Source organism: Bizionia saleffrena (assembly GCF_008086175.1).
Classification (GTDB): Bacteria; Bacteroidota; Bacteroidia; order Flavobacteriales; family Flavobacteriaceae; genus Bizionia; species Bizionia saleffrena.
Window position 1 is genome coordinate 49,017 of record NZ_VSKM01000017.1, and the last position, 12,578, is coordinate 61,594.

Sequence of the window (12,578 nt, forward strand, 5' to 3'; positions counted from 1 at the left end):
TATAATGAAAAACGGAGCCTTTAAATTCCTGATAGTAAGTATTGCTTTTTTTATGCATTGTGAATTATTTGCGCAATCTGAAGGTATGGTTTACATTGAGGGTAGTCGCTATATTCCACTTTACGGACGAGACTCTACGGTTGTAGAAGTTAAAGATTTCGAAATGGATATCTACCCAGTTTCTAATTTAGAATATGGCGATTTTCTTAAGAAAAACACCAACTGGCAAAAATCGAAAGCACTTAAATTGTTTACCGATAAAATGTATTTAACCAATTGGAAAAATGACTTACAACTAGAAGCTTCGGCACTCTCTAATAGCCCCGTAACTTACGTGTCTTGGTTTGCTGCAAAAGCGTATTGCGAATGCCAGGGTAAACGTTTGCCTACGATTGATGAATGGGAGTATGCCGCTATGGCCGATGAAACTACTAAAGATGCACGTGTAAAACCAGAATACAATAAGAAAATTTTAGATTGGTATGAAGCACCACGATCTAACGAAAACACTATTGGCATGAATGCTAAAAATGCTTGGGGTGTTTACGATTTACACGGTTTGGTGTGGGAGTGGACTCTCGATTTTAATTCGGTCTTAATTACTGGAGAGTCGCGAAAAGATGTCGATACAGACAACAATTTGTTTTGTGGTAGTGCCGCAATTAATGCCACCGATTTAATGAATTATGCAGCGTTTATGCGATATGCTATTCGCGGAAGTTTAGAGGCAAAGTATTCTATGAAAAACTTAGGGTTTAGATGTGTTAAACCTGTAACTAAATAAATTATTTATGAAATTATTAAAATATAGCATACTGTTAATCATTACGGTTATCGCTTTTCAGAGTTGTAAGTCTGAAAAGAAAGAAGCCATCGTAATGGTCACCGATTACCAATGCCCTATGTTGTGTGAGGGGGAAAAAACCTATGATACCGAAGGATCTTGTCCTGTCTGTAAAATGGATTTAAAGATGATAAATGATGGTTCAGAAAAAGTATTAAGTCAAAATAATGAAATTTCCGAAGCGTCTATTTTTAATTTGTCGTCAACCTGGCATAATGAAGAAGGCGAAGCACTTCAGCTTAGATCCTTAAAAGGAAAAACTTTAGTAATGGTAATGATCTATACGTCTTGTAAGGCGGCTTGCCCGAGATTAGTTGCCGATATGCGTAATATTGAAGCAGAAATCCCCAAAGATAAGTTGAAGAACATTGAATTCGTTTTAATAAGTATCGATCCCAAAATAGATACCCCCCAACGTTTGAAGAGTTTCGCGATAGAAAACGAAATGGACGACCGACAATGGACGTTTTTACAAGGTACAGTAAGTGGTGTGCGGGAGTTCGCTAATGTGCTGTCTGTAAAATATAAAGAGATTTCTCCTATAGATTTTTCGCATTCTAATATTATTTCAGTGTTTAATGCCGAAGGGGAATTAATTCACCAGCAAGAAGGGTTGGGGGTTAATAATAAGGAAACAATTTCATCTATTTTAAAGGTTACACCATAAGGGTTGTAACGCCGTAATACATTTAAAAACACATTATGAAAAATTATTGTTTATTAATGCTATTCTTAGCATTGAGTCAGGTGTTTTATGCTCAAAATTTTGAGGTATCCGCCGAAGTAAGACCGCGATTTGAGTACCGCAATGGGTATAAAACATTACCTGTAGATTCACTGGATGCTGCGGCTTTTGTATCACAACGTACCCGATTAAATTTCGATTACGAACAGACATATTTTAAGACGTATTTAAGTATTCAAGATGTTCGTGTTTGGGGTGATGTTCCGACGTTAAATACCACCGATAATAACGGATTAAGTGTGCACGAAGCTTGGGCGGAATTATTTTTAGCACCCCAATTTACGCTAAAATTAGGGCGACAAGAAATCGTGTACGACGATCAGCGTATATTTGGAAGTGTGGGTTGGGCGCAACAAGGAAGAAGTCACGATGCAGTTTTGGCAATTTATAAGCCCAATGCTAAGCATCATTTTGAATTGGGTTTGGCGCTAAATGCAACTTCCGAATCGTTAACAAAAACCGATTATACGCTTAATAATTACAAAGCGTTCCAATATTTTTGGTACCATACTGCTGTCAATAACGTCAGCCTTAGTTTCTTGGTTTTGAATAACGGATTAACATATTATGCAGCGCCTCAAGAAGAAAAAGTAGATTACAACCAAACTATTGGAACGTATTTAACGTTTTCTGAAAATAATGTGTCAGCCGAAGCGTCGTTATACTACCAAACAGGTAAAATTGCGAATAGAAATTTAAGTGCATACAACGCCGCAGCTCAATTAAATTATAGTTTGACCGATAATTTTATAACGGGCGTTGGCGCCGAGTACCTATCGGGAACCGATATGAACACTACCAGCACAGACTTAAAATCATTTACGCCTTGGTTTGGTACCAACCACAAATTTAATGGTGCAATGGATTACTTTTATGTGGGAAGTCATTCAAACTCTGTTGGGTTAATCGATGCGTTTATTAATTTAAAGTATCAGAAAAACAAATTAAAAGTGGGCGTGACACCGCACGCATTTTGGTCGGCTGCCACCGTTGTAGATGCCAGCAACAAAACGGTAGACGATTATTTAGGAACGGAAATAGATTTAAAAGTAACGTACAACTGGCAAAAAGAGGTGAGTTTTCAAGTGGGGTATTCCCAATTATTTGGAACAGAAACGCTTGAAGTTTTAAAAGGAGGAAACCATAAGGCAACAACCAATTGGGGTTGGGCAATGGTAACGGTAAAACCTAGCTTATTTAAATCATCAGGAAATAATAATTAGAGACGTTAAGTAGAAATATAGACTTAGATTATCTCCAAAATTCATCATCCAATTTGTCTTGAAAGACTTCTGGTTGATGGATTTTTTCTATATGTATCATTTGTGTTTCGGTTGCTACTTTTTGAATTTCAGGAAATAAAACCCGCTCTTCAAACCGGATATGTTGTTCCAATTCTCTTTCAATAGCTATTAATGCTGTTTCTATATCAGGTTCTTCAGTAAATAGATAATGAAGTCTTTTATGGTCTTCTAACACCTTCTTTATACCCTCGTGATCAGGATTTAAAATCGTGAAGATTTCAGCTTCTTCTAATTCAAAATGCGGAATTAATTGTGTTTTATAAAACCAATCGGCATAAATTTTTATACGCTCGGCAGAAATATTCTTGCTAAAGCCAGTCCTAATTTTCCACGATAATAGTAATCCATAATGGTGCTCACGGCTTAACGGTTTTAAAGCGTCGTGTCGTTTTAATGGTTTTTGTGCCATAATAGTGTTGTGTTTTATAACTTATAAGTAAGATTAGAATTCCTAAAGGTAAGAGAATACTTGCAATAAATAAAATACTAAAATAATGCGGCAGCATACCTTGCTCTAAATACCAAAGAGCGCCTTGTGAAAATAGTATGAGTTCTGTGCTTATAATCCCTAAAAGAAAAAGGGAAACGCCTAGTTTAGAAAGAACATTGATGGAAATTATTTTAGATTGAAATAGGAACGCAAATAAAAACCCGCTAACAACACCGAGCATTGTGAGATGAATAAAACCAATCACAAAATTGTGATGCTCGTATACTGTGGAAGAAAACGCCGGAATAATGGAGAGTGTTTGCAGTACTATTTTTATAAGCAAACACATCAAGGAAAATCGGTACAATATGTTTAGGCTATTTGATGGTTGAGATATTTTTACTTTTAAAGGTGATTTAACAATTTGAATAAAATAATATAACGCTATTAATTGAAGTAAAATACCCAAGCCATTAAACCAATAGAGCAGTGGGTGATTTGCAAACCATTGAATAGGCAGGGCAAAAGTGACTACTGTTGAAAAAATAAGAAACCTAAGAAATAGGTGTGTGTCTTTTGAAGGTTTAATCTTAAGTTTATGAAATAGAATAGCGATAACCGCAATTAAAAACCAACCGTTAAACTGAAAATGTAAAAAAAACTGAATAGCAATTTGATAAAAAGCAGACGCTTGTCCCAAAAGCCCCACTGCAGGACCTAAGCACCAAACCCCAATTGTAGAAACCAACATAAAAATTAAAGAGGCCCGGACTAACGTTTTTATTATGGGGTTGTTAATGTACATATCTTTCCAAATCCGGTACACAAAAACATAACTACAAAAAATATGCAGTGTAGAAAAGCTAATGGATACAGCGGCATAACCTTGCAATGGAAAGCTTAACATCATCCCAATGACAGCCGCTTGAGTAGTCCAAAATAATGAGGAATAGCGCTGTGACTTTTCAGGTACAAAATAATGAACGTAAAAAGTAAATAACATTAAATACACCCAGCCTAGCATCGCAACGTGAGAGTGCGCATGCATTAAGTATTTATAATTAATAATACTGCCGCTTATAAAAGCATACCTTAAAAGTAAGCCCATTATAGCGGCAATAAAGAAATTAACTAAACACGTTGTAACACGATGTTTTAACATAAATATTAAATAGTAAATAAACGTTTTTCTAATGCTGCAGCTTTAGGAAATAAAATATTATTTTCTAAATGAATGTGTAAATGTAAGTCTTTTTCAAATTCATCTAGCATTGCAAAAGTCACTTTATACGTATTACATGCATCGGCTGGCGGTGTGTAATTATTGGTGAGTTCTTCAATTTGTCTAAAACGTTCACCTTCATTATCATGATCGGCCATCATACTGGCAATAGGATTTTTTACTGTTCCAAAATGCGCGGGATCTATACGTTCGTCTGTCTGCGTGGCTTTTACCATCTTTTTAATGAAAGGGAATAACATCAATTCTTCTTTTTTCATATGAGAAGCAAGCTCTTTACTAGACGCCGTAAATAACGCTGTGATAGTAAATAATTCTGGGTGTGCCGTACCATGCACTTTACAGAGTTTATTTAAAAACGGAATAAGTACGGTTGTCTTTTCTTCCACGTATCGGTGGTGCTTATTTTCTATATGAAGAGCTAAAACATCCAGTGGCCATGTGTTATAATCTATATTTTTTGAAGTGTTTTTGCTTATCGCTTCTAATTTATCTAATAGTTCTTGTGCGTCGATATTATTTTTTTCGCAGACCTCTTCTACACTACGATTACCTTTGCAGCAAAAATCTATACCATAAGAATAAAATACTGCTGCCGTTCTAAAGTCGTCTGCTACAAATTGACCTATTGGTTTTTGTGCGTTTTTAATTTGTGTTTCCATATGTCCTTGTTTATTATCGGATAAAATTGTCCTTTATATTGACGCTATTTTAGCCGTATTTAATTGAAATTATTAATAGTAAATTGACTATTACAAATATAACGATAAATTCCATAAAAGACACTATTGTCCTTTATGGAATTTATAAATAAAATAGACAACTCACTAAAACCGAATTAGTCTATTAAAATATCTAATATGGTAATGGCAGCATCGCTAATTCTTGTTCCGGGTCCAAAAACGGCAACGGCACCAGCATCGAATAAATACTGGTAATCTTGTTTTGGGATAACGCCACCAACAATAACCATAATATCTTCGCGACCATACTTTTTAAGAGCTTCAATAACTTGTGGGACCAGCGTTTTATGTCCCGCTGCTAAAGAAGAAACACCCAAAATGTGAACGTCGTTTTCCACGGCTTGTTTAGCAGCTTCTTTAGGCGTTTGAAACAAAGGTCCGATATCGACATCAAAGCCAACATCGGCATAACCTGTAGCGACTACTTTGGCGCCACGATCGTGACCGTCTTGTCCCATTTTAGCAATCATTATACGCGGACGCCTCCCGTCTTGCTCGGCAAAGGTGTCGGCTAATTCTTTTGCTTTTTTAAAGCTTTCGTCGTTTTTAATTTCTTTACTATACACGCCAGAAAATGATTTTATTTGTGCTTTATAACGGCCGTAAACAACTTCTAAAGCATCACTTATTTCGCCTAAAGTTGCGCGTTCGCGAGCCGCTGTAACGGCTAAAGCTAATAAATTTCCTTCACCTGTTTTAGCAGCTTCTGTTAAATCTACTAACGCTTTGGTTACTTTATCAGTATTTCTTTCGGCTTTAAGTGTCGTCAATTGTTCCAATTGTTGCTTGCGCACCGTTTGGTTATCTACTTCTAAAATATGAAGCGGATCTTCAGCGTCTAGCTTGTATTTATTAATTCCAATGATGAGGTCTTGGTTAGAATCTATACGCGCTTGTTTTCTTGCTGCTGCTTCTTCAATTCTTAATTTTGGTACACCAGATTCTATGGCTTTTGTCATTCCGCCAAGCTCTTCTACTTCTTCTATAAGCTCCCAAGCTTTTTGCGCAATATCGTGTGTTAATTTTTCTACATAATAACTACCTGCCCAAGGATCTACGGTTTTAGTGATTTGGGTTTCGTCTTGTAAAAAGAGTTGTGTGTTTCTTGCTATTCTAGCTGAAAAATCGGTTGGTAAAGCAATGGCTTCATCTAGCGCATTGGTGTGTAAACTTTGCGTGCCTCCAAATGCGGCAGCAGCAGCTTCAATAGTGGTTCGTGCTACATTATTAAAAGGGTCTTGTTCTGTTAAACTCCACCCAGAGGTTTGGCAATGCGTACGCAGTGATAGCGATTTTTCGTTCTTCGGATTAAATTGCTTTACCAATTTTGCCCACAACATTCTTGCGGCTCTCATTTTGGCAATTTCCATAAAATGATTCATTCCAATCGCCCAAAAGAATGATAGGCGAGGAGCAAACGTATCGATATCCATTCCGGCATCTAAGCCTTTTCTTATATATTCTAAACCATCCGCAAGCGTGTAAGCCAATTCAATATCGCCAGTGGCACCAGCTTCTTGCATATGATAACCAGAAATACTAATGCTGTTAAATTTGGGCATATTCTTGCTGGTATATTCAAAAATATCAGAGATAATTTTCATTGAAGGCGCAGGTGGGTAAATGTAAGTGTTACGCACCATAAACTCTTTTAGAATATCATTTTGAATGGTTCCTGCCAAGAGCTCCGGTTTAACACCTTGTTCTTCCGCGGCAACAATATAAAAAGCCATAATAGGTAAAACAGCTCCGTTCATTGTCATTGAAACCGACATTTTATCTAGCGGAATTTGGTTGAATAATATTTTCATATCTTCAACGCTATCAATGGCTACACCGGCTTTACCAACATCTCCAACAACGCGTTCGTGATCGCTATCGTAACCACGGTGTGTTGCTAAATCGAAAGCAACCGATAATCCTTTTTGTCCGGCCTTTAAGTTTCGTCTGTAAAACGCATTACTCTCTTCGGCAGTAGAAAACCCGGCATATTGGCGAATCGTCCACGGTCGTCTTACATACATTGTGCTGTAGGGACCACGCAAATTAGGCGCAATTCCAGCCACAAAGTTTAAGTGTTCTACATTTTTTAAATCGGTTTTACTGTAGTTTGATTTTACAGTAATGTCTTCGGCCGTTAGTGTCGTTGTAACGACTTTTTCTAACGGTTTAGTTTCCGATTGTAATTCGATATGTTGAAGATTTTTTCTTTGCATTAGTCGTGATTATGTCCTTCGTGATTATCTATTTTATTGCGTGCTGGTGTGCGCTCTAGCCTTGGCGTTTTATTAAAATCTACAGCCGTATTTACTTTTATAGGCGCAACTTTAATAGTAAGTTGCGCTGACTTTTTATCCATTAAAACCGCGTAATAATATTCGAAAGCTACAAAGGCTTTTAAACTTTTATCGGTAAGCAGTTGCCGTGCATTATTTCTAATGGGCGTTAAAATGGTGTTACGACGCATACTATTGGTCGATAATAAGGCATTAAACGTTGTTTTTAAATCGTCGTTTTTTATTTTATTTACAAGGCAATCCATTAACAAACTTGAATAATTTAGTGTTCTTATTCCTGCTGTTGTTTGCCATAACTGGTTGTCGTTCTTTAGTGCTTTAGCTAATTTTAAGCTGTGCTCACTCGCAATGTCTTCCACTTTAAGTCGTCCGTTTAAAGCGAGTGCTGTAAACTGCGTGTATCCTTTTAAGGGCGACTGATCTATAGCGTCGTAAAACGCAAAAATATCGTTCTCAAACGAATGGATTGCTTCATTATATAAGTCTTCATTCTTTACGTCGCAAATAATGAGGTCTGGTTGCTCTGTGTATTTATAAACAATACGTTCTTCCTTTTGGCATCCAGATAAAGAAAATAAGATTAGTAGCACGACGCTTTTTATAAAAGTAATTTTCATTATTCTTGATTTAATCTGTTTTGTTCTGCAGCTTCAGCAATACGTTTTTCTAAAATAGGTTCTATAAGTGTTTTGCGTGTATTCATTTTTAAAAACGGATATAATTCTAAATCGTTTTTCATCTTATCCTCAGGGTTTGGGTGTTTATTTGTTCCTAATAAAATAAGTGATTTGTTGTTGAATTGTTCTACTTCTTTTTGGGCATTTTCTTTTATTTTCTTCTGAATAGTGCCTGACTTCAACAAGTGTAAAAAGCCGTCTTTGTTTTCAATAGATTTGAAAAGAGTTAATGCTTTTTCGGCAAGTTGCGTGGTTAAATTTTCGATATAGTAACTTCCATCTGAAGCATTCTCTACAGCATCAAAATAACTTTCGTGCTTTAAAATAAGCAACTGGTTTCTAGCAATTCGCTCTCCAAACTCGTTGTCTTTGTGGTAAATGGCGTCGTACGCTAAGTTACAAATGGTATTGGCTCCACCCAAAATAGCACTCATACATTCTGTGGTGGTACGCAACATATTTATATTATAATCGTAAATGGTTTTATTACGCTTTGTTGGTGTAACAAAAATAAAACAGTCGGTATTTGCGCCATATTCTTTAGCGATAGTTTTCCAAAGCACGCGTAACGCACGGAGTTTAGCAATTTCGAAAAAATAATTGGTACCTACCGATACGTTAAATGTAATTGGAGCCGACAGTGTCGTTCCAAACGCATTGAGGTATTCGTTAGCGTGAGCCAAAGTGTAAGCTAATTGCTGCACATTATTAGCACCTGCATTTTGATATAAACCGGAGTCTACACTTAAGGCGGAAGGATTAGTTTTTATTATCGTTTCTAATGCTGTAAAATCGGCTTCGAAACCTGAGAACCAATTTCCAGATCTCGCTAAATTTCCAATAATATCGGTATTAACCGTAATGTTTTTTGAAGATAATTTGTACACTTTAGCAACAAAAATAGCATCTAAAAACTGTAATTTGAAATGTAACGGAATTACAGAAATATCAATGTTTTTTGTTAAATCGGTTATTGATACCTCATTATCTGGAATAATAAAGGCGATACTTTCGGCGCCACGTTCAATAGCGTTAACCGCTTTTTTATTAGATAATTTGACGTCGGCAACAAAAATAGTCTGACAAATATTCCAAGTGTTCGACGTTACCGGTAAAGGGTTTTCGGCCACCAAATCGTCTTGATGATAAAAAGGTTTTACATTGATATCCTCGTTCGTTGTCCATATTAAAGTATCGTTATAATCGGCACCTTTTAAATCGACCTGTATTTTTTGTTTCCAAGCTTTAGAAGTAACGCCTTCAAAGTCTTCAAATAATTTTTTACTCATTGTTTTTTGTTTTTAAACTATCTGCATATTCAATAATGTAGATGTCTTCATTTTCACGCTTCATATAATAAGCTTCACGAGCAAATTTCTCTAAACCCTCTTCTCTTTTAAGCTCTTTAATGGCCTTATTATCTTTTATAATTTCTTTTCTATAATATTCCTTTTCATTTTCTAGTTCATCAATCTCTTCATTTAAATCATAATGAATTAAATAAGAATTACTATCCAGAAACAGCATCCAAATAACGAAACCTAGTGTAATTAGCACGAATATGTTTTTGAAATACTTAAGCATTAGTTAGTTTGTCGTTGATTATTGTTCTTACAATATTTACTGCAACGGTATTATATTTATTGGTGGGTATTATAATATCTGCGTATTCTTTTGTTGGTTCTATAAACTGTTGGTGCATTGGTTTTAGAGTCGTTTGGTATCGTGTTAGCACTTCATCTAAATCGCGTCCTCGTTCTGCAATATCGCGTTTTAATCGGCGTATTAGTCGCTCGTCACTATCGGCGTGCACATATATTTTAATATCGAACATTTTACGGATTTCGGGGTTCGTTAAAATTAAAATTCCTTCTACAATCATTACCTTTCTAGGGTGTGTTCTTATAGTGTCTCCCGTCCGGTTATGGGTTACAAACGAATATACAGGTTGGTCTATTGCTTTGCCACTTTTTAAGTCTTTTAAATGTTCGCCCAATAAATCGAAATCTATAGATCGTGGGTGATCGAAATTTATTTTTATACGCTCTTCGTAAGGTAGGTGCGTCGTGTCCATATAATAAGAATCTTGCGAAATTATACCCACTTCACCTTCTGGTAATTCATTAAGTATTTGGTTTACAACTGTTGTTTTTCCGCAACCTGTTCCACCTGCGATTCCTATTATTAACATATATGTATCCGTTTGTTAGAGTGCAAATTTAAGTATTTTTAGAAATCTTTATTGCTGAATTTTTGAAACTTCTTACGCTGTCATTTCATAATGGTTTGTATTTCTGCAACTATTTGTAATGTAATTGATTACGCTAGCCACTTCTTTATTCGTAAATTGTAATTACGCCATTATATTATTATAGACTCCTCTATTTGCAGTCATTTCTCGCCTTAGTTCTTATTTTAAAACGTGGCGGCGTGCGTCTCTGTTTATCTTTTAAAAAAACAGGAGTTCGCTAACAGCGGAAAACACCTTAATAACACCGAAACTTTCGTGTAAATGATGACCAATAGAATTCCTTAAAAATATTTTTCAGCTTCGTGGTCTAATTTTATTATGGCTGAAGTATTTCGTAAACCCGTTGTGTTTTTAATTTACATACAACTAAAAACAGGGTACAAATTAAGCATAGTGTACGTAAATTTTTTTACTGTTAATATTATATTCTTTTTAATTTTATGAGGCCTAATTGTTCTACGCCCACATAAATCATACCATCGGGGCCTTGATTTATAGAGCGAACACGGCCTATTTTATCTAATAAACGTTCTTCTTTTATTACTTTATTATTTTTAATTACGCAACGATCTAAATATTGAAATTTTAAAGAACCTACTAATAAACTACCTTTCCAGTCGCCATAGTTATTGGATGTTATAAACGCCATACCGCTAGGAGCAATTGAAGGTGTCCAATAATGGATTGGGTTTTCCATCCCTTCTTTTTCTGTGGTTTCTGAAATGGTAGTGCCCGTATAATTTTTTCCGAACGTAACTTCTGGCCAGCCGTAATTTTTACCGGCTTTTACAATGTTGATTTCATCACCTCCTTTTGGGCCGTGCTCGTGCGACCATAGAACTCCGGTTTCCGGGTGTAGGGTCATACCTTGTGGATTTCTATGACCGTACGAATAAATGGCGTGCTTTGCATTGGTCATAGTTATAAACGGATTATCTTCTGGTATGCGACCATCGTCGTGCAATCTATAAATTTTACCACAATCTCGTGTAAGGTCTTGTGGATTTATATCGCGTTCGCCGCGCTCGCCAATCGAGAAAAACATATAATTATCTGCATCGAAAACAATTCGCGAACCAAAATGCTCACTTTTAGTACTGTTAGGCTCGGCTTTGTAAAGTAGTTGTGTGTTGGTGAGTGTGTTATTTTTTAGTTTGGCCCGCATAATAGCGGTATTGCCTCCATTATCTTTTCCTTTTGGAGAAGCGTACGAGAAATAAATCCATCCGTTGTCTTTATAATTAGGATGTAGTACAATATCTAACAAGCCACCTTGACCACGAACGTAAATTTCTGGTAGTCCAGCGACCTCTTTTTTAGTGTTATTTTTAAAATGAATGAGTTTACCTTCCTTTTCAGTGATTAAAATGGAGCCATCCGGTAAAAAAACAAAGCCCCACGGATTATTTAATTCGGGTACAACAATCTCGTAATCTGCGTTAGTATTTATATGGTTTTTATCTTGTGCACAGGAAGTTACAATCAATAAAAAACAGAAATAGAAAAGGATGTTTTTAAGTTTCATAGGGGGATAAGAAAAAAGTTTCTACAATTTACAATAATTATAGTCTCTTATTTAAGAATTATGTTATATTTGCACCACAATTAAAACGGTATGAAGCTATTTAAATTGTAGATAACTATTCGGGGTGTAGCGTAGCCCGGTTATCGCGCCACGTTTGGGACGTGGAGGCCGCAGGTTCGAATCCTGCCACCCCGACCAATTAAGCCTAAAATCTCTAGATTTTAGGCTTTTTTTTATGGTTAAACATTCCTTAATTTCAACCAAACGGTAATCAAGGGAATTCTGGGATCATTCCTAAATGTTGTGTTTAAACAAAAATAGTAGTCAATCTAAAAAGGAAAAATTCTATATTTTTGACACCTCTAAATTGTGTTCTGAAGGCTTTAATTTTTGCGTTAAAAGATTCCGCGGAAGCATTGGTGCTCCTGTTGTTAAAATAATTCAAAATTGGTTTGTAATGGATTTGTATAGACCTTGCAATGGTATTGAAGGACTTAAAATTTGAGTTTTCTACTTCGTTAT

13 protein-coding genes and 1 tRNA gene are annotated in these 12,578 nt (G+C 35.9%); 4 read left to right on the forward strand and 10 right to left on the reverse strand.

Annotation, left to right across the window (positions count from 1 at the left end; all coding sequences use genetic code 11):
- Window positions 1–4 precede the first annotated feature (4 nt).
- The 3 genes from ES676_RS13350 to ES676_RS13360 are packed head-to-tail and all read left to right on the forward strand — an operon-like array spanning window position 5 to window position 2,812.
- A complete protein-coding gene (locus ES676_RS13350) occupies window positions 5–784 on the forward strand; it encodes a formylglycine-generating enzyme family protein (protein ID WP_246124508.1) in 780 nt (259 codons plus the stop codon).
- A 7-nt stretch (window positions 785–791) separates the two neighbouring features.
- Window positions 792–1,511, forward strand: coding sequence for an SCO family protein (locus ES676_RS13355; protein WP_148370827.1), 720 nt, complete (start codon window positions 792–794; stop codon window positions 1,509–1,511).
- Window positions 1,512–1,546: 35 nt separating this feature from the next.
- A complete protein-coding gene (locus ES676_RS13360; RefSeq protein WP_148370828.1) occupies window positions 1,547–2,812 on the forward strand; it encodes an alginate export family protein in 1,266 nt (421 codons plus the stop codon).
- Window positions 2,813–2,840: 28 nt separating this feature from the next.
- Here the strand turns inward: ES676_RS13360 and ES676_RS13365 are convergent, their stop codons facing one another.
- The 9 genes from ES676_RS13365 to ES676_RS13405 form a co-directional block, all read right to left on the reverse strand.
- Window positions 2,841–3,302, reverse strand: coding sequence for a hemerythrin domain-containing protein (locus ES676_RS13365; protein WP_148370829.1), 462 nt, complete (start codon window positions 3,300–3,302; stop codon window positions 2,841–2,843).
- Entirely contained in the window at window positions 3,250–4,485 is a 1,236-nt protein-coding gene (locus ES676_RS13370) for a hypothetical protein (RefSeq protein WP_148370830.1), read from the reverse strand. The genes ES676_RS13365 and ES676_RS13370 overlap by 53 nt, the downstream gene beginning before the upstream one ends.
- Before the next feature lie 5 nt (window positions 4,486–4,490).
- The gene (ric, locus tag ES676_RS13375) at window positions 4,491–5,225 is read right to left on the reverse strand and encodes an iron-sulfur cluster repair di-iron protein (protein ID WP_148370831.1); all 735 of its coding nucleotides are present in this window, start codon (window positions 5,223–5,225) and stop codon (window positions 4,491–4,493) included.
- 176 nt (window positions 5,226–5,401) lie between these two features.
- Window positions 5,402–7,522, reverse strand: a complete 2,121-nt coding sequence (gene scpA / locus ES676_RS13380; RefSeq protein WP_148370832.1) for a methylmalonyl-CoA mutase — start codon at window positions 7,520–7,522, stop codon at window positions 5,402–5,404.
- The gene (locus tag ES676_RS13385) at window positions 7,522–8,220 is read right to left on the reverse strand and encodes a hypothetical protein (RefSeq protein WP_148370833.1); all 699 of its coding nucleotides are present in this window, start codon (window positions 8,218–8,220) and stop codon (window positions 7,522–7,524) included. The genes scpA and ES676_RS13385 overlap by 1 nt, the downstream gene beginning before the upstream one ends.
- Window positions 8,220–9,569, reverse strand: a complete 1,350-nt coding sequence (locus tag ES676_RS13390; RefSeq protein WP_148370834.1) for a methylmalonyl-CoA mutase subunit beta — start codon at window positions 9,567–9,569, stop codon at window positions 8,220–8,222. Before ES676_RS13390 ends, ES676_RS13385 begins: the two co-directional genes overlap by 1 nt.
- On the reverse strand, window positions 9,562–9,864 hold the full coding sequence (locus ES676_RS13395; protein ID WP_148370835.1) for an FtsB family cell division protein: 303 nt from the start codon (window positions 9,862–9,864) through the stop codon (window positions 9,562–9,564). Before ES676_RS13395 ends, ES676_RS13390 begins: the two co-directional genes overlap by 8 nt.
- A complete protein-coding gene (gene udk / locus ES676_RS13400; RefSeq protein WP_148370836.1) occupies window positions 9,857–10,471 on the reverse strand; it encodes a uridine kinase in 615 nt (204 codons plus the stop codon). Before udk ends, ES676_RS13395 begins: the two co-directional genes overlap by 8 nt.
- Before the next feature lie 481 nt (window positions 10,472–10,952).
- Window positions 10,953–12,056 carry a PQQ-dependent sugar dehydrogenase gene (locus ES676_RS13405; RefSeq protein ID WP_148370837.1) on the reverse strand — a complete coding sequence of 368 codons (1,104 nt, stop codon included), beginning with the start codon at window positions 12,054–12,056 and terminating at the stop codon, window positions 10,953–10,955.
- Window positions 12,057–12,176: 120 nt separating this feature from the next.
- Between ES676_RS13405 and ES676_RS13410 the strand changes: the two genes are divergently transcribed.
- Window positions 12,177–12,254, forward strand: a tRNA-Pro gene (locus ES676_RS13410).
- 109 nt (window positions 12,255–12,363) lie between these two features.
- Here the strand turns inward: ES676_RS13410 and ES676_RS13415 are convergent.
- On the reverse strand, window positions 12,364–12,578 hold a 215-nt coding region (locus tag ES676_RS13415), incomplete at its 5' end, for a transposase (protein WP_148370838.1).